This is a genomic window from Methylobacterium sp. Leaf102, assembly GCF_001422425.1.
GTDB lineage: Bacteria > Pseudomonadota > Alphaproteobacteria > Rhizobiales > Beijerinckiaceae > Methylobacterium.
Genome location: NZ_LMMX01000019.1, coordinates 1 through 24,788, shown reverse-complemented (window position 1 = coordinate 24,788; position 24,788 = coordinate 1). Strand labels below are relative to the sequence as shown.

The 24,788-nt window shown below is 65.3% G+C and carries 21 protein-coding genes and 3 pseudogenes; 14 read left to right on the top strand and 10 right to left on the bottom strand.

What is annotated here, in order from left to right; translation table 11 throughout:
* Window positions 1–85: pseudogene (locus ASF27_RS22245) on the bottom strand (IS5/IS1182 family transposase); the annotation flags it as partial.
* 285 nt (window positions 86–370) lie between these two features.
* On the opposite strand from ASF27_RS22245, the gene tnpB reads away from it, so the two are divergent.
* Window positions 371–718 carry an IS66 family insertion sequence element accessory protein TnpB gene (gene tnpB / locus ASF27_RS11315; protein WP_056360183.1) on the top strand — a complete coding sequence of 116 codons (348 nt, stop codon included), beginning with the start codon at window positions 371–373 and terminating at the stop codon, window positions 716–718.
* A gap of 101 nt (window positions 719–819) precedes the next feature.
* Window positions 820–978: pseudogene (locus ASF27_RS23120) on the top strand (hypothetical protein); the annotation flags it as partial.
* Window positions 979–1,659: 681 nt separating this feature from the next.
* On the opposite strand, the gene ASF27_RS11305 reads toward ASF27_RS23120, so the two are convergent.
* On the bottom strand, window positions 1,660–2,652 hold the full coding sequence (locus ASF27_RS11305) for a catalase family peroxidase (protein WP_056360176.1): 993 nt from the start codon (window positions 2,650–2,652) through the stop codon (window positions 1,660–1,662).
* A 241-nt stretch (window positions 2,653–2,893) separates the two neighbouring features.
* Between ASF27_RS11305 and ASF27_RS11300 the strand changes: the two genes are divergently transcribed.
* Complete coding sequence (locus ASF27_RS11300) at window positions 2,894–3,913, top strand: NAD(P)-dependent alcohol dehydrogenase (protein ID WP_056360174.1); 1,020 nt, start codon at window positions 2,894–2,896, stop codon at window positions 3,911–3,913.
* 16 nt (window positions 3,914–3,929) lie between these two features.
* Here ASF27_RS11300 and ASF27_RS11295 read toward each other — a convergent pair whose 3' ends face one another.
* A complete protein-coding gene (locus ASF27_RS11295; RefSeq protein WP_056360171.1) occupies window positions 3,930–4,328 on the bottom strand; it encodes an MAPEG family protein in 399 nt (132 codons plus the stop codon).
* A 173-nt stretch (window positions 4,329–4,501) separates the two neighbouring features.
* Entirely contained in the window at window positions 4,502–5,584 is a 1,083-nt protein-coding gene (locus ASF27_RS11290) for a catalase family protein (RefSeq protein ID WP_056360168.1), read from the bottom strand.
* 350 nt (window positions 5,585–5,934) lie between these two features.
* On the opposite strand from ASF27_RS11290, the gene ASF27_RS11285 reads away from it, so the two are divergent.
* The 6 genes from ASF27_RS11285 to ASF27_RS22725 all read left to right on the top strand — a co-directional run bounded on the left by ASF27_RS11285 (window position 5,935) and on the right by ASF27_RS22725 (window position 10,028).
* Complete coding sequence (locus ASF27_RS11285) at window positions 5,935–6,342, top strand: hypothetical protein (RefSeq protein ID WP_056360165.1); 408 nt, start codon at window positions 5,935–5,937, stop codon at window positions 6,340–6,342.
* 124 nt (window positions 6,343–6,466) lie between these two features.
* Complete coding sequence (locus ASF27_RS11280; RefSeq protein ID WP_056360185.1) at window positions 6,467–7,036, top strand: type 1 glutamine amidotransferase domain-containing protein; 570 nt, start codon at window positions 6,467–6,469, stop codon at window positions 7,034–7,036.
* Window positions 7,037–7,114: 78 nt separating this feature from the next.
* A complete protein-coding gene (locus tag ASF27_RS11275; RefSeq protein ID WP_056360161.1) occupies window positions 7,115–7,879 on the top strand; it encodes an SDR family oxidoreductase in 765 nt (254 codons plus the stop codon).
* Window positions 7,880–7,988: 109 nt separating this feature from the next.
* The gene (locus tag ASF27_RS11270; RefSeq protein ID WP_056360158.1) at window positions 7,989–9,071 is read left to right on the top strand and encodes a catalase family protein; all 1,083 of its coding nucleotides are present in this window, start codon (window positions 7,989–7,991) and stop codon (window positions 9,069–9,071) included.
* A 51-nt stretch (window positions 9,072–9,122) separates the two neighbouring features.
* Window positions 9,123–9,575 carry an alpha/beta fold hydrolase gene (locus tag ASF27_RS22730; RefSeq protein ID WP_347379634.1) on the top strand — a complete coding sequence of 151 codons (453 nt, stop codon included), beginning with the start codon at window positions 9,123–9,125 and terminating at the stop codon, window positions 9,573–9,575.
* 24 nt (window positions 9,576–9,599) lie between these two features.
* Window positions 9,600–10,028: an alpha/beta hydrolase gene (locus ASF27_RS22725; RefSeq protein ID WP_200918802.1), complete on the top strand. Its 429-nt coding sequence runs from the start codon at window positions 9,600–9,602 to the stop codon at window positions 10,026–10,028.
* A gap of 1,005 nt (window positions 10,029–11,033) precedes the next feature.
* On the opposite strand, the gene ASF27_RS11260 is transcribed toward ASF27_RS22725, so the two are convergent.
* Entirely contained in the window at window positions 11,034–13,439 is a 2,406-nt protein-coding gene (locus ASF27_RS11260) for an EAL domain-containing protein (RefSeq protein ID WP_056360156.1), read from the bottom strand.
* Between the two features lie 758 nt (window positions 13,440–14,197).
* Between ASF27_RS11260 and ASF27_RS11255 the strand changes: the two genes are divergently transcribed.
* The 3 genes from ASF27_RS11255 to ASF27_RS11245 all read left to right on the top strand — a co-directional run bounded on the left by ASF27_RS11255 (window position 14,198) and on the right by ASF27_RS11245 (window position 15,800).
* Window positions 14,198–14,635 carry a hypothetical protein gene (locus ASF27_RS11255; RefSeq protein WP_056172117.1) on the top strand — a complete coding sequence of 146 codons (438 nt, stop codon included), beginning with the start codon at window positions 14,198–14,200 and terminating at the stop codon, window positions 14,633–14,635.
* 200 nt (window positions 14,636–14,835) lie between these two features.
* Window positions 14,836–15,357 (top strand): hypothetical protein, encoded by a 522-nt coding sequence (locus ASF27_RS11250; protein WP_156630125.1) that lies wholly within the window; start codon window positions 14,836–14,838, stop codon window positions 15,355–15,357.
* 2 nt (window positions 15,358–15,359) lie between these two features.
* The gene (locus ASF27_RS11245; RefSeq protein ID WP_056172121.1) at window positions 15,360–15,800 is read left to right on the top strand and encodes a YetF domain-containing protein; all 441 of its coding nucleotides are present in this window, start codon (window positions 15,360–15,362) and stop codon (window positions 15,798–15,800) included.
* A 169-nt stretch (window positions 15,801–15,969) separates the two neighbouring features.
* Here ASF27_RS11245 and ASF27_RS11240 read toward each other — a convergent pair whose 3' ends face one another.
* Window positions 15,970–16,440 carry a hypothetical protein gene (locus ASF27_RS11240; protein ID WP_056172124.1) on the bottom strand — a complete coding sequence of 157 codons (471 nt, stop codon included), beginning with the start codon at window positions 16,438–16,440 and terminating at the stop codon, window positions 15,970–15,972.
* A gap of 184 nt (window positions 16,441–16,624) precedes the next feature.
* On the bottom strand, window positions 16,625–17,347 hold the full coding sequence (locus tag ASF27_RS11235; RefSeq protein WP_244473789.1) for a type 1 glutamine amidotransferase: 723 nt from the start codon (window positions 17,345–17,347) through the stop codon (window positions 16,625–16,627).
* A 331-nt stretch (window positions 17,348–17,678) separates the two neighbouring features.
* On the opposite strand from ASF27_RS11235, the gene ASF27_RS11230 reads away from it, so the two are divergent.
* Complete coding sequence (locus ASF27_RS11230) at window positions 17,679–18,641, top strand: TIGR03885 family FMN-dependent LLM class oxidoreductase (protein ID WP_056360150.1); 963 nt, start codon at window positions 17,679–17,681, stop codon at window positions 18,639–18,641.
* 39 nt (window positions 18,642–18,680) lie between these two features.
* On the top strand, window positions 18,681–20,483 hold the full coding sequence (locus ASF27_RS11225) for a glycoside hydrolase family 15 protein (protein WP_244480986.1): 1,803 nt from the start codon (window positions 18,681–18,683) through the stop codon (window positions 20,481–20,483).
* 138 nt (window positions 20,484–20,621) lie between these two features.
* Here ASF27_RS11225 and ASF27_RS21550 read toward each other — a convergent pair.
* The 3 genes and pseudogenes from ASF27_RS21550 to ASF27_RS11215 all read right to left on the bottom strand — a co-directional run bounded on the left by ASF27_RS21550 (window position 20,622) and on the right by ASF27_RS11215 (window position 24,584).
* Window positions 20,622–20,997, bottom strand: a pseudogene (locus ASF27_RS21550) (response regulator).
* A 64-nt stretch (window positions 20,998–21,061) separates the two neighbouring features.
* Window positions 21,062–24,382 carry a PAS domain S-box protein gene (locus tag ASF27_RS11220; protein ID WP_082479018.1) on the bottom strand — a complete coding sequence of 1,107 codons (3,321 nt, stop codon included), beginning with the start codon at window positions 24,380–24,382 and terminating at the stop codon, window positions 21,062–21,064.
* A gap of 4 nt (window positions 24,383–24,386) precedes the next feature.
* Window positions 24,387–24,584 carry a type II toxin-antitoxin system ParD family antitoxin gene (locus ASF27_RS11215; protein WP_056360142.1) on the bottom strand — a complete coding sequence of 66 codons (198 nt, stop codon included), beginning with the start codon at window positions 24,582–24,584 and terminating at the stop codon, window positions 24,387–24,389.
* Window positions 24,585–24,788: the final 204 nt, after the last annotated feature.

Genomic DNA, 24,788 nt, shown 5'->3' with positions numbered 1-24,788 from the left:
CGCGCAGCAGCGTCAGGTACGGCGCGACCAGCGCCCATTCATCATCGGAAACATCGGACGGGTAGGCTTGGCGCGAAGAGGTCATGCCTCCTCATCTGGATTCCAGACCGCTCAGGTCCATAACAGCCTCTAGGCGTAAACAAGCAAGGCGGCGTCGGGGTGCGAAAGTGGGCTCCGGATTAGAGATCTGATGATGCCATAAGTCACCACTGACCTTGCCCCCTGGTGCCGATAACAAATTGAGGCTCCAGGGTCCGTCCCACCCCGTACTATCCAGTGCGTTCGGCTGCGCATGCTACGCGCGCAAAGAGATCGGCTCCGACGTCGATGCCGCGGCGCTGCGTCGGGTGCTCGATGCCCTGGAGGGCCGATGATCCCGCTGCCGGCCAACGTCCGGGTCTGGCTGGCCACCGGCCACACCGACATGCGCAAGGACTTTTCCAGCCTGGGCCTGATCGTCCAGGAGACACTCAAACGCGATCCCCATTGCGGTCACCTGTTCGTCTTCCGGGGACGGCGCGGCGACCTGATCAAGGTGATCTGGCACGATGGCCAAGGCGCATGCCTCTACACCAAGCGGCTCGACCGCGGCCGCTTCCTGTGGCCGTCGGTGACGGACGGAGCCGTGACGATCTCGACGGCGCAACTCGGTTACCTGCTCTCAGGCATCGACTGGCGCATGCCGCAGGAAACGTGGCGTCCGAGTGCCGTCGGCTGAGGATAACGCATTACAAAGGCTGAGCAATATGCTCTTCTCAGGGTGTGCCGAACGCGCTTGAGCCCCCGCCGCTTCCTACCGATCTCGCCGCCGCCCACGCTATGATCCTGGCCGAGCGGGCGGCGCGGCTCGTGTCCGAGATCACGGTCGAACGGCTGAAGCTGGAGGTCGCGCGACTGCGACGTGAGCGCTTCAGGGCTTCCTCGGAACGCAGTGCCCGGATCGACCAGCTCGAACTGACGCTGGAGGATCTGGAGGCTAAACTCTGCGCTCGCAACGACGCCCATCTAGTCTGGCTGGCTATCGAGGCGGGCCTTATCCGGCCGGGCGTTCTCCATGACCATACCTGATAGAGAAGCAGACCGTCGCGAGGCTGCGCTTCCCGGCCCGAAAGCCGACAAGCCGAAATCCACCCACCCCGGTCATAGAGCAGACCGGAAGATCCCGACCCAACCCAGCCGTTCGAGCTTTCAAACCAGATGCTCCAAAGCGGACATTGAAAGGTCTCGGAGCCAATCCTGCCGAGTCAAATGCCTCAAAAAAGGAAGATGTGGGGGCCACCTAGCCAGATCTGTCCCGGGAACGTCGTCAAACCGCTTCCATTGATGACGCGGAGCAAGTGCGCGGATCACAGGAATAGGAGCTAACCCATCATGAGAGCATCTCGATGTGCAATCTATCTCGGCACGGCGCTTCTCACTGGTATCGTGGGAAGTGTTCATGCGGCAGAGGACAAGGCAACCTCTTCAAAATCGGAGCCGCATGACCAGGGCAATGCCGACACGTCCGCGAACAGCGTGGGGGCGGGTGGTTTGACGGGTTCTGGCGCGACTCAGGACGGTGCCCGAACCGGGATCTCGGACACCTCCCGTCCGACCGGATCGTCCAGTCCGGCCGCCGGAACGGCTCGTTAGGTAGCCGTCCCATTTGCTTTGGGTTTGCTACTGCGAACGCCGGCCGAACGACACGGCATAAGCCTGGACGCGTGCATCAATGAGAGGGTCGTCCGACACCTCGATGCCGTCGGTGAGCGCGTTCGGCATGAACAGCAAGGATTTCTCGACCTCGGCGCTATTTGGCACGGCTTTGGTGACCGTCAGTGTGCCGAGATCGACCGTCTTCCGGCTGTCCGGCCAAGGCTTGGTCGCGTCATTGGTCGGATCGCCCGCTTCAGCAAGTTGCGCCAGGACCCGGAACTTCGCCGGCTCCTTCGCGACGCGGGGCCCGATTTCCGCCATCAGGTAATCCGGCTCGCGCTTGCCGGCCTCCTCGGGCGAGAGGATCTCCTCGCCCTGGACGGGCACGAACCGGAAGCGGTACGGCTGGCGCTTGCCGTCCCTGTCGACGAAGACGAAGGCGTTCACACCGTTATAGGTTTGTCGCGCAAGGCTCGACGGACTCTTGGCCGTCGCGCCGGCCGTGGCAGCAGCGGGATGGGTGGCGACGAAGTTTTCGAGGGCCGTCGGCTTCTTCGCATCCGGTCCACTCTCGGAGACGGCCTTCAGCAAGTCGCGGAACTCCTCGCCGGTGGCGACTGGGAAGTAGGCAAGGGAGTTCAGGACAACGTCCATGTCGGAACCATCGACGAGCTTGAACTTCAGTGACATGCCGTGGGGATTGGCGTTGGCTGCGCCATCCGCGATGGTTGGAACGCCGGTCGCGTCCGAGAAACGAATTGTCACCGGGACCGCCGGCCCTTGGAACAACGAGGCCTTGCTGAGCCGCGTGGCTTCGGCCGAGGGCGTGAAGCTGCCCTCCGCGACGACGCCCTTGGCGTGGTTGGCACGCTTGCCGGGATGGGTGCCAAAGAGCTTGTTCATCACGTTGATGGTCTGCTCGGCGGTGGTCGCCTCCTCGGCCAGGACCGGGTTGGCAGCCGCGACAGCGAAGGCCACGCTGGCGGCTAAGGCGTACGGGATGGTCTTGGAACGCATGACGATCCTCTAGGCAGCGTCGGGGCTGGACGCACCAACCGGCTGGGTTCAGAATCGTTCTTAAGCGCGAATGATGACGGCCGACAATGCCGGGGTTGCTTCGCGTCCGGCCATCGGCAACTCATCCTCATCGAGGAACGATCACCCGGTCTCGACAGCTGCCGAGCCGGCTGCCACCATCCCGGCGTGGATCCCCCCTTCAGGGCCGGTGCGTCGCGCCGGCGAGACGGACAGGTTCAGCATGACGGTATCGGCATCCCGCGCGGTGATCGTTCAACCCGGCGGCGGCTTCGACGCCGTCGGCTTCGGCGAGCGACCGGTTCCGGAGCCCGGCCCCGGTGAGATCACCGTTCGCCTGCGGGCGAGCTCGCTCAACTATCACGACTACGCGGTGGTCAGCGGCATTTGGGGGCCGAGCGAGCCGCGCGTGCCCATGTCGGATGGGGCTGGCGAGGTCGAGGCCCTGGGTCCGGGGGTCGACGCCTTCGCGGTGGGCGACCGCGTGGTCAGCACCTTCTTCCCGACCTGGACGGAGGGAAGCCCCCAGGTCGAGGGATTCGCGACCGTGCCGGGCGACGGCATCGACGGGTATGCCCGCGAGCGCGTCACCGCCTCCGCCATGGCGTTCACCCACGCGCCGCGGGGCTGGGACCATGCCGAGGCGGCGACGCTGACGACGGCTGCGCTTACGGCCTGGCGGGCCCTGCACGGAGATGCGGGCCTGAAAAGCGGCGATGTCGTCCTCGTTCAGGGCACCGGTGGCGTCTCGCTCTTCGCCCTGCAATTCGCGAAGGCCGCCGGCGCCACCGTGATCGCCACCTCGTCCAGCGAGGAGAAGCTCGAACGCCTGCGCGCCTTGGGTGCGGACCACGTCCTGAATTACCGGTCCGACACCACCTGGGGCGAAACGGCCCGGCGTCTGACCGACGGGCGCGGCGTGGATCACGTCCTCGACGTGGGAGGTCCGGCGACCCTGGAACAGTCGATGGCCGCCGTGCGGGTGGGCGGCCACATCTCGGTTATTGGCATTCTGACGGGTGTCGCCGGACCGCTTCCCCTGGTGCCGGCTCTGCTCCGGCAGATCCGCCTGCAGGGCGTGCTCGTCGGCAGTCGACGCCAGCAGATAGAGATGGTCCGCGGCATCGAAGCCTGCGGGCTGCGTCCGATCGTCGATCGGCGCTATCCCCTGGCAAACCTCGTCGCGGCGTTCCGACACCAGGAGAGCAACAGGCATTTCGGAAAGATCTGCATCGAGATCTGATCCGCCGCCGCGCTCCTCAGCCGACGCGCAGCAGAAGGGCGAGGGCCGCCACGGCGACGACCGCGAAGGTCGCCAGGATCCCACCCCCGCGGCAGGCGAATTGCCGTGGGGAGTTCTTCGGAGCGAACATTCCGAACGGGTGCAGCACGCGTGCGGCGAGCAGGACGATCAAAAGGCTGCGCACCAGGGTCGGGCTGCCACCACCCGCTTCCAACAGGGCGACGAGGAGGAGCGCCAGCGGCACGTACTCCCCGAAATTGCTCTGCGCGCGGATGCGCTTCTCCAGATCCTGGTTCCCACCGTCACCATGCAGGACGTCGGCGCTCAGGCGGCCGGCGACGACCCACGACGACAGACCGACATACAGGAGGGCGAACAGGGCCGCGTAGAAGGCCGTCAGAGTGGGGTAGGTCACAGGATCAGTCCTTCAGAGGTTGGTCGGAGCAGGGCCCCGCAGGGGGCGCTGCATGGCTGTCGTCAGCGCGCCGGGCATCGATCGGTCCCAGGGCATCGACTGGACGTCCGATGCGCCCGGTCTCCCGTCATCGCGGAAGCCGGTCCTAGCGTCCGAAACCCCGCCGCTGGATCTCAGCGCCCCACGCCGGGTTCGTGGATGGGGCATCCATTGAAGCGCTGGCGAAATTCGGCCGAGTGCTTGTACGGGGCGTTGCGGGCGCGGTTGATGTTGCCCAAGGGCTGATGGGCGGCGAGCCCCGTCCAGATGCTGAAGCGCATCTCTTCGTCGACCGCCTGGACGCGCGACGGAGCCCAGCTGTCCTGCGGCCGGACGATGATCAGCCCGACGCGCTGGAAGGGGGCCTCCGCCTCGTTCCACTCCACCGTCGGATCCTCGACGGGTTGGCGCTCAAGGTCGCGACAGAGTTGGACGCGGAACTCCCAGACGCCCTCGATGCCGCGCATCTCGGACTGCACCGTCTCGCGGATCGCATTGGGACGACCGGACGCATCGATTTCGTTTCCGGTCAGCGCGGTGAGTGCTGGGGCAACCGGAGCGACCGAGAACTTTGCGATGTAATCGCCGTACCGGAACGGGGTGACGCTGTAGTAGGTCTCGCCGAGGGGGTCGACGTTGGGTGCACCACCCAGGGACGCCAGCGTCGTGCTCTCGACGCCCACGGCCTGGAGCGCCTTGTTGACGCCTCGCAGCACCGTCGAGGCCACGATCTTCAGGCCCTCGGCCCGGTCCGTAGTGCCAGCCAGCAGCTTCAGGCTTCCGAGGAACTTCTCGGCGCTCGGGGCTTGGAAGACCTTGCCATTGACCATGATGAAATTCTGGGTGGCGCCTTCGGCGCCGGCCAGGCGCTCGCCCTGGACGTCGAGGACCTTCAACGCGAGACCCCGCGGCAGGGAGACGGCGTCGGGCAGGATATCGCCCGCGTTGGTGGACAAGCGCATGTAGACCCTGTGCGTCCCGGGCCGAGCGAACAGGCCCTGCGCGAGTTCCGCGGGCAGGCCGCCATCGATCCGGAGCTCGCCCTCCAGGATGCCGTGCGACTTCGCATGCACCGATCGCACAGCATGTCCGGAATCCTCGGCCACGGTCTGCAGGATCTTGTCGAAGGTCTGGTTGAGTTGGTCGATCGTCACTCCTTCGTCGGCCTTCACCTGTTCGACGTCGGGGCTGTAGCGGACTGGCGCTTGCAAAGTCATAGGCTCCGGCTCGATGCAATCTCGAGGTGAACAACGTTGGTTTTGGTTCGTTCCAGGCTCGAGGATGGTCAAAAATCGGTGAGCGGCCTGGCATAGGAGGGTCCATTGAGCGCATCGACCGTGCCCATGATCCTCAGGGCCTGATCGGCCATTGGGATCGAGGTGCGCAGTCAAAACCGCTCTGCCAAGCTCCGTTCGAAGCGTTCGGCCCCAATACTCGGTTGGGTTGCGACATGACGACAGCCCGGGAACCGCATTCCCGAATCCAACTTTGTCCCGTTGAAAATCGCGATGTCGCCACGCCGAGCACATATCCTCGCGTGGCAAGAACCCCCGAAGGTCAGCTTACGATGATTCAGAGGTTCGCCCTATCGATGGCGTTCGCCTTTAGCCTTGCCGCTCCAGTCCAGGCGCAAGCCATCGCCTCACCGGCCCCGGCTACAAGCTTGATACACGGTAATTACTGCGGTCCTGGCAACAACGCTCCGGCTGCCCCCATCGACGCCCTCGATTCCGCTTGCGCCCGTCACGATGCCTGCACGCCCGATGGCGGGCTGGCGACGAAACCATGCAACCTTCGCCTTCAGCGCGAGGCGGAGGCGATCGCCCGCGACCCCCGTCAATCGGAGGATCTCCGGGCCATGGCGGGCCTGGTTTCGGTCGGCGCCTCCATGATGCTGTCGTCCCGCGAGCTTGAGGCACCCGGCAACCACCGCCTTGGTCGGCCGGCGAAGAGTTGGGCGTCCTACGGCCGGTAACGCAGCCGCGGCACCATCGCAGAGTGGATCTGCGCTTCCAGCATCACCAACGGGCTGGAAGCCTGTCCGGCCATTGAATCCTTCCTCGGCCAGTCCCTCCATCCAAACGAACGAGATGAACACCATGACTCTACAGGGCCGAAAGATCGCCATCCTGATCGCGCCGCGCGGGACCGAGGAGCCGGAGTTCGTTCAGCCGCGCGAAGCGGTGACGAGGGCTGGCGCCAACGTGACGGTGATCGGGCTGGAAGCCGGCGAGGCCGAGACGTTCAACAACGACCTGGACCCGGGGGGACGCTATGCCGTCGATGCGATCATCGAGGGGGCCTCCGCCTCGGGTTTCGATGGCCTGATCATCCCCGGCGGCTGCGTCGGCGCCGACACGTTTCGGGCGAGCAAGGCGGTCGTCGCGTTCATCCGAGAGTTCTTCGAGCAGGGCAAGCCTGTCGGCGTGATCTGTCACGGGCCCTGGACGCTCGTTGAGGCGGATGTCGTGAAGGGACGGACCCTGACGTCCTTCCCGACGCTGCAGACCGACATCCGGAACGCGGGCGGAACCTGGGTCGATCAGGAAGTCGTCACCGACCAGGGCCTCGTCACGAGCCGCAACCCCAAGGATTTGCCGGCCTTCTGCGCCAAGATCGTCGAGGAGTTCGCCGAGGGCCGCCATCCGGCGCAGGCCCGTAGCGCCTGAGCGAGCCGGGTACGATCCGACAGAGGCACGGGAAACGGGAGCCACCGCGCGTTGTGCAGGGGGCTGGAGGGAGATCAAATGGGACGATTCCCAGGCAAGGTGGTGTTGGTCACGGGCGCGGCTTCGGGCATCGGGGAGGCCGCCGCACGGCGCTTCGGACACGAGGGCGCGATCCTCGTTCTGGCCGATCAGAATGCGGAGGGACTGAACAAGGTGGTTGGCGGCATCGAGGCAGCCGATACCCTTGCGGTGGTCGCCGACCTTTCCGACGCGGAACGGTGCCAGGACGTCGTCGCGCAAGCCGTCCAACGGTTCGGGCGCCTCGACGTCCTCATCAACAATGCCGGCAAAGACCATCTCGGCCGCGTTGACGAAGGCGACATTGCCGACTTTTCGACCATCATCGAAACCGACCTTTACGGCGTCTTCTACATGACGCGGTTCGCGCTACCCCATCTCCGCGAGAGCCGAGGGTCCATCGTCAACGTGTCGTCCGTCTCGGGTTTGGGCGGCGACTGGAATCACAGCTTCTACTGCGCCGCGAAGGGCGCGGTGACGAACTTCACTCGGGCGGTCGCGCTCGACGAGGCGAGGAACGGCGTCCGGGTAAACGCCGTCAATCCGTCGCTGGTCTACACGCCGTTCACGGCCGGCATGCAGGACCAGCCCGAACTCGTCGCCAAGTTCGAGGAACGTATTCCGATGGGACGCGGGGCGAAGCCCGACGATATCTCCGGCGTGATCGCTTTCCTGGCGAGCGAGGACGCCCATTTCGTCACCGGCGTGAATCTGCCGGTCGACGGCGGCCTGTCCGCCTCGAACGGTCAGCCGAAGCTGAGTTGATGGCCGTCGGCGGGTCCATCTCATTCCGGCGGAGTGAGCTTGACCCGAGCATGGCCGACGATCCGTCGATCCCGACCGACGTCCGCCCTTATACCCAGCGAGGCTGAGCATGACCTACCTGCGATATACACCCGACATCGAGACGCCCGCCGCGGGCGAGCAGGAGACCATTGACGGCATCATCAAAGGGATGACGCAGCAATTGGAAACGGTCGAGGCCCGCGAACACCATGCCGTGCGTGCCAGCCACGCCAAGAGCTCGGCCTGCGTCACCGGTGAGCTGACGGTCGCCGCCGGCCTGCCGGCGGAGCTGGCACAGGGCCTGTTCGCGACGCCCGGCACCCATCCCGTGGCGGTGCGGTTCGCGCAGGGGCCGGGCGAGACCCTTGGGGACCGCGTCTCGACACATCGTGGCATGTCGATCAAGGTGTTCGACGTGCCTGGCGAGAAGCTGCCCGGCCACGGCGTCGATACCCAGGACTTCGTTCTGGCGACCGGGACCACATTCCCGTCGGGTACGGCGGCGGGCTTCCTGCGGGATGGCACCGTCATCGGCAAGGCAACCGGGTTGCCGGAGGGCGTGAAGAGCGCCGTCGCGTCCGCCGCGCGCAACCTCAACCGGGTGCTGCACGCCTTCGGCACCGAGAGCGCGATGGCGGATTTCTTCGGCCACCCCTACAGCCATCCCCTGGCGGACAGCTACTTCAGCCAAGCGCCTATCCGGTACGGCGACTATGTCGCCAAGCTCGGAGCCGTGCCGGCGACGGAAAGCCAGCGCGCCCTTTCCGCGTGGCGGCTCGACCCGCACCAGGACGAGGACGGCTTCCGCCATGCGACGGTCGCCTTCTTCTGCGAGAACGAAGTTGTGTTCGAGCTGAAGGCCCAACTCTGGGCGGACGCCGAGCGGCAGCCCATCGAGGACGCTTCGATCGACTGGCCCGTCGCGATCAGCCCCTACCGCACCGTCGCGACGCTACGCCTACCTCGCCAGGATGCCTACGCACCGGATCGCGTCCGCTACTTCGACGAGGTGATGACCTTCCGTCCCGCCCACAGCCTTGCGGCGCACCGGCCACTCGGTTCCATCATGCGCGCGCGGCTTCAAGTTTATGAGGCCCTGAGTGCCTTCCGACATCGCCAGAACGGCGTAGCGGAGGAAGATACCGCGCGCATCGACCGGATCCCGGCCTAGGACCGGCATGTCGAGCGTCGGCATTCAGCGCCTCGCCAATGGAGCCTCTGCGTGAGCGAGCAACAGGTCGAAACCAAACTTCTGACTGTAAACGTCCACCTGACGGGTCCAGTGGACGGACCGACCGTCCTTTTGCTCCACGGCTGGCCGGACGATGCCACGGCCTGGACAAACGTGGCTGCGCACCTGAACGAGGCGGGCTTCCGGACGGTGACGCCGGACCTGAGGGGGTTCGGTCGTACGCGCTTCCGCTCGGCTGACACGCCGCGCACCGGCAACTCCGGCATCCTGGCCCACGACGCGGTGGACCTGATGGATGCCATGGGCATCGGGACCTTCATGGTCGCCGGCCACGACTGGGGCTCGAACGCCGCCGAGGCCATGGCAGTCGGCTGGCCCGAGCGCGTCACCCACATGGCGATGCTCTCGACCCCCTCGCGCCTCGGTGGAATGCCGACCCCGGCGTTCCCGCAGTGCCAGCGCCAATGGTATCACTGGTTCTAGGCGACCAAGCGCGGACGGGAGGCCGTGCGGGCCGACCCCAAGGGGTTCGGCCGCATCATGTGGGACAACTGGAGCCCGCCGGGCTGGTACGACAATGCCACCTTCGAGGCAGTCGCAGTATCCTGGGAGAGCCCGGACTTCGTCGACGTTACGCTGCACTCCTACCAAGCGCGCTGGGACGAGGCCGAGCCGGACCCACGCTCGGCCGAGCTTGAGGCCAAGGTGAAGGCGACCGAGACCCTGTCGACGCCGACCCTTTATATCCAAGGTGCCGAAGACGGCGTGAACCCGCCGGAAGCCAGCAACGACGTGCCCCCGAAGTTCTCCGGTCCCTTCACGTTCGTCACCTTGGATGGAGTGGGCCACTTCTCTCCAAGGGAAGCTCCGGACGCCGTCGCAGCGGCGCTCATCCGGCGTTTCCGCTGCACGACGGGCGAAGTGGAAAAGCTTTGATGCGTGAACGGTGGAATGGCGCAGCCGTCGGATGAGGTGCGACTGAGATCGAACCCTGCATGCGTCTGCACCGTGATGTCGCTGGCGAAGGGGGCGCGTGATCGAGCCTGTCCATGGCAATCGGGAGACGGGCGAGATCGCAACGTTGCAAACGATCGAACCACCGGCTGCCCGGGAGAACATCGAGGGGTTCGCCGCCGAGATCTAAGCTCGATTTTGGCTATTTTGACATGTCGCGGAACGCGCTGGGTGAGGAAGCGGGCGTGATGAATAGGCTGATGGTGTCCCTCGCCAGAAACGCCCCATGCCGCACCCGCCCGACCGCTTCGCCGGGATCATCCTGTGGTTCGCTCAGCTGTTCGTACACCTGTCGTGGCGGCACGCTCAAGCCCTGCTAATCGGTGCGATCCTCTGTCCGGGCCGGCGCACGGTAGGCAGCGTGCTTCGGATCACAGGCCGGGCGCGGGACCGCGAATTCGTGAACACCCACCGGGTGCTCGGCCGAGCGGAATGGTCTCCCCGCTCATCAGCCAGCATCCTACTTCGGCTGTCTGTTTCTACCAACTCCCGACACGGTCGTAGGGCAGGTCGGCAGGGTCTCAGCTAAACCATCATTAGGGATGCAGGCCTACATCTGTCGGAAATCCGACGGTATTCCCGACATTGAGCCCCGAGGGTAGTAATCCGCCCCCTCGTGAGCTGAAACGTCCGTTTCCGACCCAACCCGGTCGCCCCGACCATCGTCGGTGCTTCTCCAAAGCGGTCGCTCCTCAGCCCGCCGGCAACTTCGGCTCGGGGTGGAAACCAGACCCTGGTATTTCTCCCCAGAGCAGACGTTCCGGCTCCGACCTGATCTTGCATGTATGTTCAGCCAAAATTTATGTCAGAACCTAACAGAGGCCGAGGCGGTAATATGTTAGACGTATCAAACCAGTAAATAGAAATCAGCAAATACTATGGGCACGTAGTAAATATTATTTCCATTGAAGTTGAAATAATAAATTATTAGGCAACTGCGCGGATTAATGGCGCGTCGAACATACTGCGGATGTGCAACTGATCCTCTTCTGATGCCATCGGGACGGGTGCTGGGCGGCCGAACAAGTAACCCTGCATCTGGTTACAACCCAGGCCGCGTAGGATCGCCAGCTGTTCCGCGGTCTCGACCCCTTCGACCGTCACCTGCATTCCGAGGTTGTGCCCAAGGTTTACGATGGCCCGCACGATGGTCAATGTGTCCGTGTGCTCGCCCAGCCGGCGCACGAATGTCTGGTCGATCTTGATCTTGTCGAATTTGAACCGCTGCAGGTAGCTCAGCGATGAATACCCGCTTCCGAAATCGTCCAGCGCCACCCGGACCCCTAACTCACGTAGCTTTGTCAGGACCACCACAGCGGCGGCCTCATCCTGGATGAACACACTCTCGGTGATCTCCACCACCAACCGCGCTGGGTCGAGTTCATGTCGGACCAAAGTAGCGGCTACCGCCCCCGGTACGTCGGACTGGCGCAGTTGGATCGGCGAAACATTGACTGACACCCGCCACGCCTGCGGCCAGCCGACCGCTGCGGCGCAGGCGGCATCGATCACCCACGCGCCGATTTGCACGATGAGATCGCTACGCTCCGCCAGGGGGATGAACTCGGCCGGCGAGATGAGGCCACGCTCGGGGTGACGCCAGCGAATCAGCGCCTCGAACGTCTCAATCTCGCCGGTGCCTCCGTTGACGATCGGCTGGTAGAAAAGGTGCAACTCGCCGCGTTCGATCGCCAAGCTAAGCTCGTGCTCCATCTGGCGGCGAGCCTGAAGTTGAGCGTCCATCGCTGGCTCGAAGAACCGGACGGCGCCACGCCCCTCGTCCTTGACCCGGTACAGTGCGGTGTCGGCAGCGCGCATCAGAGCCTCGGTCGTGCGACCGTCGGTGGGATACATCGCCACCCCGGCTGAAGCGCCGACTTCGACCTGGCGTCCCTCGATCTGGAATGGCTGAGCCATCGTTGCCACCAACCGGGCGGCGATCTCCGAGACCAGATCTGGCGTTGGCGCATCGGCTAAGACGGCGACGAACTCATCCCCGCCGATTCGGGCCAGGGTATCGACTGGCTGTAGTTCGGCGAGCATGCGCTGGGATGCCCGAACCAGTAGGCTATCGCCGGCCGCATGCCCGTGCAGGTCGTTGACCAGCTTGAAGCGATCGAGATCGATGTAGATTACCGCGACGCCGCCCGTTCCCTGCGCCGCCGCGTCTAGGGCCTTGGTAAGGCGTTGCCCCAACAGATAGCGGTTAGGCAGCTCGGTCAGGGCGTCATGCAAGGCGAGATGGCGGATGCGGGCCTCATCGCGCTTCCGTTCGGTCAGGTCGCGCAGGGACACGGCGACGGCCGGCTTCCCACCGTACTCGATGCTGCGGCATGACAGCTCGACCGGGACCAAGCTGCCCGCTGCGGTGCGAGCCTCGAACTCCTGCGACTGCAAATCTTCCGACCGGCAGGCCATGCGCCGGATCAGAGCGGGCGTATCGTGGACAGCGAAAAGATCGACCACTTTGCAGCCGATCAGGGCTTCGATCGGCCGGCCGATCAGGCGCGCTCCCGCACTGTTGACCTCCAGCACGATGCCGGCGCGATGGATGAACAGCACCTCGTGTGCAAGGTCGCCGAGCAAGCGCATCCGGGCAAGGTCATGCACGGCGCGCAGGGACAGATGCTGCTGCACCAAGAGCGTGATGAGCCCGGTGATCAGGATGGAAAGGCTGACGAAGCCGACAACCAACGCAAGAGTGCTGGTGCCGATGACGTCGCCGGCACCCTCCGCCAAGTCGGACGGTGCAAGCGTCACCGCCGTCATACCGGTGAAATGCAGACCGCAGATAGCCGCCGCGAGCCATAGCGTTACCTCGGCGCGGCGGGCGAAGCTACGTAGGTCGCACGCGCGTGCCAGTGCCACGATAGAAAACACGATGCTGAGCAGGATGGACGCACCGACAAAGGTGGGATCGAGGAAGACGAGGGCGGAGGCCTGCATCGCCGCAACGCCGAGGTAGTGCATGGCGGCGATTGCTGAGCCGAGCATGAGCCCGGCGCCCGCAAGAGCGATCGGATTGTTGGCGTGACGACGCCAGAGTGCGAATGCGGCCAGCGAGCCCGCGATAGCAACGCCGATCGAGGCTGCAGTTAGGCTCAGATCATAGGCGGAGTCAGCACTGGGGAGAAACGCGAGCATGGCTACGAAGTGCAGTGCCCAGACGCTCGATCCGAACACCACAGCTGCGAACAGTAGCGCCCGCATCCGAAGCCGGGCCTGAGACATTAAGGACGCCGTGACAAAGCAGCCTAGTGCACAAATGACTGCGGATAGAGCGACGAGGCGTAGATCGTGCTGACGCGTAATGCAATAAACTACAGTCAGCATAGCTCTCGTAACCTATGTTGCCTAGTCGACGCTCCCGTGGCGGATTGCACGACTCAAATATTCTGCATCAACCAAATGATGTGTTCGAAATCACGTTTCTGAGAGAAATGAGCTTCCCACAGGGCGAAGTTGGGGTGTGTCTTTACGCCTCGGGGTATGGTCAGCTTCGCGAAGGAGATCGACTGGGGGCCGCCTGGTGGAGAGCTACCCAGCCCGGTCAGTCGTTCGGTTTCACCGAACGGTCTGAAAGCGACCCCTTCCAGGGTCTTCTGAGGGTCGTGAGCGGTCCCAACGGCTATGTCCGCTTGATGCGAACGCCATCCAGAAGCGGACGGGCAGGAAACCACCCAACCCAGCCGTCAGCCTGTGTCTCAACAGCCTGGAAGCGGACCATCCGAGGGTCTGCGAGGGGGCGGATACGGACGGTAACAACCGTTAGGTTCCGACTACCAGCCCCTTCCGCTCCGACGTCCATCGGAAGGTACTTGAACTCGTACGCCACCCGACAGTGATGGTTGCTGGAGTCCCGCGAAGCGTCCCGAACACGTTCACGGTCGCGCGCGTCCACCACTTCGTGGACGCCTAACGGGGGCTGAACGGCGCGGTTCAGCATGGGTTCGACACGCGAACATAGAAAGCCGTCACCCCGACAAGGGAGCGATGCCCACCCCACCGGCATCGCCAGGAGCCTGCCCCATTCGGGCACGCCGAGCATCTCGCGGCCCGGGTCGGCAAACGACACCCCAGGAAGATCCCACATGAACGATACGCAGACCATCACCGGCACCGTCTGGGCCGTCTTCGGCCACCGCTTCGCCATCGAGGCCAAGGACGGACGCGTCCTCGCGGACCTTGGACCGAAGGCCGCCGAGCGCATCGCAATCGCCCCCGGCGACACGGTCACGATCACGGGCGAGCGCAAGCCCTCGGAGACCAAGGTGATGTCCATCACCCTCAAGGACGGCATCGTCCGCGAGATCGCGTGGCCGAAGCCTCACGAGGAAAAGGCGGGCCAGGCCCCGGCCGATCCTTCTGCGGCCCTCGCGGCGGTCAAGGCCGATGGCTACGCCGTCGAGGGTGAGCCGGCGCGCAAGCCGAAGCACTTCGAGATCGTCGGGGCGAAGGACGGCGTCCGCCACGAGATCCACGTCGAGCTCGACGGCAAGATCCGGAAGGCCAAGCCGCTCGCCGCCTGAGGGGCGACCTGGATCGCGGCCGGGCCTGGGCAGTCTTGCCCCGGGCTCGGCGTAGGGTGGATCGAGCCATCCGCTTCGTAGACTCCGAAAAGTCCGCGTTCGACGGGAGCCCAAGCCTTTCCCGTCGGTTGGGTCCCCTTACACGGCGGGTCCTGTCCTCCAGGGTCCAGCCGGCCTACCCATGCCCGAGGACGAACGTCTTGCAAGTGATCCATCCCGACCCGCCGATGCGCGAGGAGATTGCGCGCGGCTTCTACCCGGCGTTCGAGGGCAGGTGGCGCAGGGCCGAGGTGATCGGCCGATGGGTCATGGTCGCGTTCGTCGCCGCCAACGTTCTCGGGGCGTTCGGCCAGGGGCTGTTCAGCGAGCGCGAGGCCGCCAACGCCGATGCTTCGATCAAGCTGCGCTATGAGCCGGTCGTCCGGTTCGGAGCCCCCACCAGGGTCCAGTTCGACACCCGCGTCCCGCCGGGTGGCGACAAGGTTGCCGTGACCATGGCCAAGGGGCTGGCGGACCATTTCGGCCTTGAGAGCATCATCCCCCGCCCATCCGTCTGGGAGGCCGGCGCCGACAGCATCCGCATGGAATTCCCTGTGGTGAAGGGCCAGGAGCGGGTCACCATCCTGTTCGCGGGCTCGCCCGGTTTCCGCGGCGGGGTCGAACTCTGGGCACGCCTGGACGCGGGCGAGACCCTGTCCTGGTCGCAGTATTCGGTCCCGTAGCCATGAGCACCGTCTTCAAGGCCGCGGCGGCCTACCTCGTCGTCCTTTTCGTCATCCGCCTCATCGGGCGCCGAACGGCGAGCCAGCAGGCCCCCATCGACATGGTGGTCCTCTTTCTCTTCGGCGGCATGAGCGTCAGCGCCGTGCTCGGCGACGACAAATCGTTCGTGGGCGCGATGAGCGCGATCTTCACGGTGGGTCTGATGCACGTCGCCGTGTCGTGGCTGAAGCTGCGCTACGTCTGGTTCGAGCGCATCTGCGACGGCACGCCCATCGTGGTTTTTCGCGATGGCGACTGGGACGAAACCCAGATGCGCCGCCTGCGTATGCAGCAGGCCGACGTGCGCACCGCCGCCCGACAGCAGGGCCTCGAAGACATGGACCAGGTCGCGGTCGCCGTGGTCGAGCGCGACGGCAAGGTCTCGATCATCGAGAAGGAATGACGCGCCCTACCGGGGCCTGCCCGTATCCGTACGTCGAACGCAATGCGCATGGCGCCGATGCCGTATCCGCGCGGTCGTACGTACCTTCGCCGAGCAGAACTTCGGATGGACCAGGCGAGCCAATATGCCATCGCCGGGAAAGCCTTGAGCCTTCCCGGCGATGCGGGGATTACGCGGCCCTGGACGTGACCTTGTCGTAGGTCCCCGTCGCAATCTGCTCTTCAAGTTGCGCCTTGAAGTCCGCGATCCCGAGGACCTGGACCGGATTGCCCGTGTCGTCGAGGAACTCGTAGAGCGCATCATCGATGTTGCGGTTGCTGAAGAAGACGATGGCGTCCTCGTCGCCGCCGCCTTCCAGATGCGGCTCGCCGTTCGCCACGCCCGAGACGTAGCTGCCCGTGGGGCGCGTCTCCTTGTGGGTGCCGTCCTGTCGGTAGAACCGAAGCTCGCCCTGCATCACGAGCGTCACGTAGGGGCTCTTGTGCCGGTGCAGCATCACGCGCTGGTTCGCGGCGAACTTGAAGACCACGTCGACGATGCGGTTCTCCTCGTCGACCTTGTAGACGAAGAAGGCGATGTGCGGCAGCCAGTCGAGCGTCCGCCAGGTGATGTTGCTCTCGTCGAACTTGGGGGTTGGCATCAGGTTTCCTCGGGGTTCGCAGTGTGACCCGTTCGGGGTCGGCGCACGGCTTTCCGCCGCGTCTCGTTTTCGAGGGCCTGCTCGAAGCCCCTTTCAATGAAACTAGGCGACCCCATCGTCGGTTCGACGATTCGGGCCTCACGAGTTCCTTGAATCCGCGCTGTCCTCGTTCGAGGACAGCCGGTCACCCGCCGCGTCGAGCGTTGCGCGTCGGGATGACGAGGGCCTCGATGAAGTTGACGATCTCGATCCGTCGGTTGCCCTCGTCGGTCACCTGATCGTCCAAGCCCAGCCGCCAGGCGAGGTCGCGCCGGTCGGGCTCGCGATGGATGGCCTCGACGAGGTCGGCCTGCTCCTCGACCTCGCGCCGGGTACGGGCCAGCCCGCTCTCGACCAGATCGTCCGCCTGCCGCCGGAGGGCTCCCGTCACCTCGTCGAGCCCGATCTCCGGGTGGTATTGGACGCCCCAGAACGTGCCGCCGTCGTGTCGGATCTCGGCGGCCTGGACGACGGTGGACCGGTTCAGCGCCAGCAGCGTGGCCCCGTCCGGCAGGGTCTCGACCTCATCGGTGTGGATGCTGGGCGCATCGTAGGCGACCGGGCGGCCCTTGAGCAGCGGATGAGACCGTCCAGCGTCCGTGGGCACGATCCGGCGGGCGAAGCCGGCCTCGGGACCGTTGCGGTTCTGCCGGACCGTGCCACCCGCGGCGACGGTCGCCATCTGCAGCCCGGCGCAGGAGCCGAAGGAAGGTGTTCCGGACGAGAACAGGGCATTCATGAATGCGAGGGAGCGCCTGACCTCCGGCGTGTCCTCGTAGAGAGATAGGGGCGAGCCCGAGAGGAAGACCGCATCGTATCCGCCCAGGCTCTCGCCCTCCGGGAAGGTACTGTCCGCGTCAGCGGGCATGACGCGATGGCAAACGGCCCTTGGAGCAAGGAGAGCTAGGATCTCGACGTAGGTCTCCCCAGACGAGCGCCCGACACTGTCTCGGCGCTTCTCACGGGCTGCCGTAGGCTCGCTTTCCGCGACGAGGAAACGAAGTCCTGATGTTGGTGCCTGCAAGGCCGTTGCGCTCCGGGGAGCCATTCCCCGGGGACCCGAACTGCTGGCAGAAAACGGCGTTCCGGGCCGGGCGGACCTGCCGCAGGTGATGAGGACGTGTCGAGTTGAAGCACTCAGATGCAGGAACGTCGGGTTCCAGCCGCCGTTCGCTTTTCGTTTGATCAGGACAACCAACTTGGCGCGCTTCGGCTATCACGCTTCCCACGAGCAATACGCGCCATCCACCCTTCTCTCACATGTCCAATCAGCCGAGCGTGCCGGCTTCGCCTGTGCGATGTCGTCTGAGCATTTCAAGCCATGGAGCAATGCCCAGGGCCACGCCGGTCATGCCTGGTCCTGGCTCGGCGCCGCGCTCGCGACCACGCGATTGCCGTTCGGCATCATCACGGCGCCGGGTTATCGCCACCACCCTGCTGTCCTCGCCCAGTCGGCCGCGACCCTGTCCGAAATGTTCCCGGAACGACTGTGGCTGGCCCTCGGAAGCGGCCAGCGGTTGAACGAGGACATCACAGGCATGCCGTGGCCGGAGAAGGCCGAGCGCACGGCCCGCCTTAGTGAGTGCGCCGCGGTGATCAGGGCCCTGTTCAACGGCGAGACCGTGACGCACCGGGGCCGGGTCACCGTGGTGGATGCCAAGCTGTATTCCCGCCCGGCCAAGGCACCCCTCCTGCTGGCCGGCGCCGTCACTACTGAGACGGCCCGTAAGGTCGCGACGTGGGCCGACGGTCTCGTCACCGTCGGCATAGAGCCGGGCAAGCTACGTCCCGTCGTCGATGCCTTCCGCGAGGGCGGGGGCGAAGGCAAGCTAGTCTTCCTCCAGACGAAGGTGTGCTGGGATACGGACGACGGGCGGGCACTCTCCGAGGCCCACGGGCAATGGGCCGCCAACATGCTGGAGGGCGACGCCAACTGGGACCTGCGCACGCCGGAGGACTTCGAGACCGCGTCGCGCTTCGTACGTCCAGAGGACGTTCACGGTTGCGTTCGAGTGTCCTCGGACCTCGGGCGTCAGGCAGCCTGGCTCGCCGACCTCGCGGAGATCGGCTTCGAGGAGATCATCGTCCATCAAGTTGGCCGCAACCAGGATGCCTTCATCGAGGCGTTCGGCGGCAGTGTCTTGCCCCAGCTTCGCGCCTAGTCGCCACGCACCTCTCGCCATCCCTGGAGCCGTCGATTGTTGAAGCCGTTTCCCCGCACGGGCGGGCCTGTCAAACGCGAGGAGGGATATCTACCCCTCGAAGCCTATGCCGCCCTCGGTGAGGGCCGGTCCGTTGCCCTGTCCGGTGCCGACGGCTCAATCGATTGGTGGTGCTGCCCGAACCTCGATTCCCCACCGCTCTTCGACCGTCTGCTGTCCCCACATGAGGGGGGCTACTTCTCAGTCACGCCCGATGCCCCGTTTACCGCCGAGATCGGCTACCGCGACGGCAGCAACGTCCATGAGACCCTGTTCACGACGGCAACTGGAAAGGCGCGCCTGACCGAGAGCCTGAACAGCGGGCCGGCCGGGCGGTTGCCCTGGGCGGAGCTGGCACGTCGCATCGAGGGGATCGAGGGGCGTGTCCGCTTCCGGATCGAGCTCGTGTTCGGAACTCGGGGCGACACGGCCGGACCATTCCTCTCGTCGAACGCAAGTGGCACGGCCTTCCACGTCGCCGACCTTATGGGGCTATTCCGTTACAGCGAGGGCATCCGCATCGATGGCGAGGATGACCATGCGATCAAGGCCAGCGTCGAGGTGTCGGCGGGGCAGCGCGAGACGGTGGCCATCGTCGCCGGCGAGCATGAGCCACTCGTCGTCGCCCCGGTCGCGGACATCGACCGACGCATCGATGGATCCTGTGATGCGTGGCGCAACTGGACCGAACGCCTTGGCTACGCGGGGCGGTACCCGGAACAGGTTGGACGCAGCGCCCTCGCCCTCAAGCTGCTGCTCTACTCCCCCACCGGCGCCATCGCCGCCGCGGCAACGACCTCGCTGCCGGAAGGTATCGGAGGTAAGAAGAACTACGATTACCGCTACGCCTGGGTTCGGGATGCCGGCTACGTCATCAAGGCGTTCCTCCGCCTCGGGGCCCATGCCGAGGCCAGCGCCGCGTTGACTTGGCTCGTCCGCCACTTGGAGGAGCACGGCGCCCAGGTCCTCCTCACCCTGAACGGAGAGATGGTCTCGGAGGAGGAGGAACTCGACCTTCCAGGGTACCGGAACTCCCGCCCGGTTCGAACGGGCAACGCAGCAACTGGCCAGCACCAGCACGGCATCTACGGCGACATCTTCGAGACGGCGGAGCGCTTCGTTGCCGGGGGTGGCATGCTCGACCTGCGCAGCGGTGCGTTGCTGGCGCGTCTTGCCGACGAATGCGCCGAGAAGTGGAAGATGAAGGATGCTGGGATCTGGGAGCTTCCAGAGCAGCAGCACTACACCGGCTCCAAGATCAGTTGCTGGCAGGCCCTGGCCCGGGCCGTCGAGATGGCCGAGAAGGGCTATCTGCCGGGCACCTGCAAGGACCGTTGGGTCCGGGCCCGCGACCGCGTAGCGGAATGGATCGAGGAGCATTGCTGGTCGGAGGCGAAGCAGGCCTACGTGATGTATCCCGGCAGCGATAAGCTCGATGCCTCGATAACCCTTGCTGTCCGTTTCCGATATGGAAGCGCCGACCGACTGCGGGCGACCTGCGAAGCCATCGACCGGGAACTCGGTCGAGGTCCCTATCACTACCGCTACTCGGGCGTGGATGCCGAGGAAGGTTGCTTCCTCGCCTGCACCTTCTGGCTCTGCGAGGCGATGGCCCTTCTCGGGCAGAACGATCAGGCGTCAGAGAAATTCGAGGCGGTGGTCGCGGCATTGGACCGGAACTCCGGCACCTATGCGGAGATGGCCGATCCCCAAACAGGCGGGTTCCTCGGGAATTTGCCACAAGGATTGACCCATCTGGCCCTGATACAGGCGGCAGCGACCCTATCGGGACTGGACCTTTAGACCTACGGACCAAATGCCGGCTGGCGAGACCTTCGGCGCTTAACCGCGGCGGGCCTCGCCATCCGACGATGATGGGTACGAGGTACTTTGCCATCGCCCCTGAGAGAGGAAGACCAGACAGCGTGAGCTGGTCTATGATCAGACCGCGTGTTGTATCGCTTTGATGACGTCCGAGACGTTATATGGCTTGGGCACGAACAACCCGTGGTCCGGAACCTCCTCGTCCGTGAACCGATGCCGTCCCGAAGTCAGAACCAGCCGGATGTCCGGCAAATCCTCGTTGACCCGCGTCGGCGATGGTGACGCCACACATGGTTCCCGGCATGTCGACGTCGGTAAACAATACGCCGATGTCGGATCTCCGATGCAGGATGTCCCAGGCCTCGTCGGCATGACGGGCCGCAACCACCGTGAAGCCCGCATCCTCAAGCATGTCCACGGCATTCGAGCGTACGAAATCGTAGTCCTCAACAACGAGGACGACCGATGCTTCGAGGGGGCGCTTCGTCGGCATGGGCGTTCAACAGACAGGCAACGTTTGGGTTGCAATCCCTGGGCGGTAGCTTTTGCGTTACCGCCTACCGTCCGGTGTCCATCACCCGGCGGCGCCGCGTCGTGACCTTGCGGAGGATGCGCGAGAGCTGCTCGACCGAGTATGGCTTGTGCAGCAGTTCGAGGCCGTCAGTGCCGTTCTGCGCCAGGACGTGGCTGTAGCCTGACGCCAGGACCACCGGCAGGCCGACGTGCCGAAGCCCGATCTCCCGGGCGAGCTCGACGCCGTCCATGCCGGGCATGACCACGTCGGAGAACACGACGTCGAAACGGTCCGGCGCCTTCGCGAGCTCAGCCAGGGCCTGCCGTGCGTCCATCGCCCAGACCGTCTCGTAGCCGAGGTCGTGCAGCGTCTGGGTCGCGAAGTTGCCGACATCCCGGTTGTCCTCGACGAGAAGCACCCTGGTGCCGTGTCCGTCCATCAGGGGAGCCGGGTCCGCATCATCGACGACGGCCAGCGCATCCTTGACGGCGCGGGGCAGGTAGAGCGTGAAGGTCGTCCCCTCGCCGATGGCGCTCACGACACGGACCTCGCCGCCCGACTGTTTGGCGAAACCGATCACCTGGGACAGGCCGAGGCCGGTGCCGTGCCCCACCTCCTTGGTGGTGAAGAACGGCTCGAAGATCCTGTCGAGGATGCCGGCGTCGATGCCCGTGCCGGTGTCCGAGATCGACAGGGCGACGAAGCGCCCGACGACCCTGGCGTGGCTCCGGTCGCCGGGAATCGCAGCAACGTTCCGGACCGAGATGGTCAGCTTCCCCTCGCCGTTCATCGCGTCTCGGGCGTTCACGGCCATGTTGACGATGGCGGTCTCAAACTGGCTCGGGTCCGCGTCGATGAGACAGGCCTCGTCGGGCAAGCGCGTCACGGTGCGAATGCGCGATCCCGTCAGGGTGCCGATCATCTCCTCGATAGTCTCGACGTTGCGGGCGGCGTCGAACACCTCGGGCTTGAGCGCCTGCCGCCGGGCGAACGCGAGAAGCTGTCCGGTCAGCTTGGCTGCCCGCGTCACCGTGTCGGAGATCGCACCGATGTATCGTTGGCGCCGTTCCTCGGGGAGGTTCGGGCGCTTCAGCAGGTCGGTCGACGACATGATGACGGTGAGCAGGTTGTTGAAGTCGTGGGCGACCCCGCCGGTAAGCTGACCGACGGCCTCCATTTTCTGGGCTTGGCGAAGCGCGTCCTGGGCCCTGTCGAGCTCGGCTGTGGCGCGCACGCGCTCCGTGATGTCCTGGGCGTGGTGAAACGCGCCGAAAATCCGTCCGTCACTGTCCCTGAGCGGGGTGTAGGAGACTTCCCAGTACGGTTTGACGATGCTCGGGTCGCCGAACTCCTCGACAACGGTGAACACCTCGCCGGCCAGGGCCCGCGCCATCAACGCCCGCATGACAGGCGCCTGGTCCTCCGTGAACAAGTCCGGGAAGACGTCCCCGAGCTTGACGCGATAGCCGAAGATCCGATGGAATTCGTCGCTGTGCGCCTGGTTGAAGGCGATGAGGCGGAAGTCGTGGTCGAAGGCGCAGATCGGTGCCCTGTCGGTTTCGACGATGGTGGCGAACAGGTCGCGTTCGGCGGTGCGCGCGGCGAGCGCCACCTCCCGTTCCTTCTCGACCGTGACGTCGCGCCCGGTGCAGTAGACCAGCCCGTCCTCAGGCACGCCGATCCACGAGATCCAACGGTAGGACCCGTCCTTGCGGCGGTAGCGGTTGGCGCATCCGACCGCTGGCTGGCCGTCCTCGATCCGTTCCAGGCCGACCCGGGTGCGCTCGACGTCGTCGGGATGAAGGAGATCCCAGATCGGCGTCCGCGCGATCTCCACATCCGACCATCCCAACAAGGTCTGCCAGGCCGGGTTCGAAGTCACCAGGTAGCCGCGCCGGTCCAGGGCGCACATCAAGTCCGGGGTAAGCGTCCACGTCCGCCCTCGGGCCTGGGTGCGCTCGACGACCTGACGTTCCAGGTCCGCGTTGAGGGTACGCAGGTCGGCCTCGGCCTGCCTCAGCACGGTGACGTCGTGAAAGACGCCGATCATCCGCAGGTGCCCGCCCTCATCCTGCAGGGGCTCGCTGGAGCTCAGGATCGTGCGTGTCGTGCCATCAGGCCTGGTAACGCGATAGTCGGCCACGACCTCGTCGCCGTCGACGGCCGCCGCCTCGGTGAGCGCATGGGCTCGTTCGACGTCGACCTTCTCCAGCCGGGAGAACACTTCGTCCTGGTGCACCGGTCCCTCCGGCGCGAGCCCGAAGATCTCGCGGCTCCTGCCGTCCATCTCGACCGCGCCAGTGACCGTGTCCCACTCGAAGATGCCGAGGCGTGCGATGTCGACGGCCATCGACAGGCGGGCCTGGCCTTGGCAGGTGGCCGTCAGGGCGGCTTCAAGACGCCCGTTACCGGCGGAGAGCGCCTCCTGTGCCCGTGTCCGGCAGAAGGATGCGAAGATGCGACCGGACACGTCGCGGACGAGGGACTCCTCCTCCTGGGTCCACCGTGCCGGCAAGGCCCGCTCGATGTGGACAATGGCGGCGAGGCCGTCTTCGATCATCACCGGCACGCACAGGGTGGTCCTGTACCGTTCGCCCTGACGATGTGAGCCGGGAACCCCGGTTGCAGCGTCGACCCGCCCGCTGCGACCAGCCTGAAGTGCGTCCATGACGCCGGGTCCAGGATCCGTAACGCAAGGGATACGGTCATCTCCGGCCGGCCACGTGCCGGCCGTCTCGAACTCACCGGTTGCAACATCGTACTTGGCGAAGCCGCATCGGTCTGCGCCCAGGTGCCGACCGAGCCTCTCGCATCCGTCCGCGATGAGGCGACCGGAGACGTCGCTCCTGCGCAGGGCGTCACTGAGTTCGAGGAGGAACCCGCTGCGTTGACGCGCACGAACCCTGTCGGTCGTTTCCGTCGTGAGGCAGAGGACGCCCGAGACGTCGGAGCCGTCGTGGACGGGTGAGAAGGAATACGACCACCATGTCGCCTCCTCGGTCCCGTGCCGTGCCATGGCGATGGGGTCGTCCACGAAACGCCCCGCCTCACCGGCGAAGGCGCGCTCCAACGCCGCCCGGACGGCGCCCCAGGCATCGGGCCAGACCATGGGAAGCGGCCGGCCGAGCGCTCCGTCGAGGCGTGTGCCGAGAATCGGACGGTAGGCGTCGTTGAATAGGAACGTCCGCTCCGGTCCCCAGACGAGGTACATGCTCTCGGGTGAGTTCAGCATGTTGCTCAGGGTGACGCGGAACGCCGCCGGCCATTTATCAATGGGCCCAAGGGACGTCGATGACCAATCGTGCGAGCGGATGGCATCGCCCATGGCTCCGCCGCCGACCGGGAAACTGGAAGCGTGTCGCATGGTGTCAGCGGGCCTTGCGGTCGGCGGCGAGGAGGCGGGCCTGCTCCTTGAGCAGGAAGTCCGGCTCGCTTTGCTCCAGCATCCGGAGGGCCGCCCTCACCACCTCGCTGACGCTTCCGTAGCGACCGGAATTTACGCGCTCCCCGAGGAAGGCGTGCTGTTCGGGCGTGACGGAAACAGTGACGGTTTTACGGACGGCCATCGACCACAGATACCACGTTCACACATCTGCTTACAGCTTGGCATTGCGTTTACGGCAAAGCTTGCGTCACGTTCGCGAGAGGGCTTGCACCCCATCGGAGGTGACGTGACTGGCTGGCTTTGGACCGGGCTGATTGAGAGGATCAGCCAGGACCGAAGGAGCTGGACATGCGGCGAGGTCAGAAGACGGGTGCGGAGCAGGTGG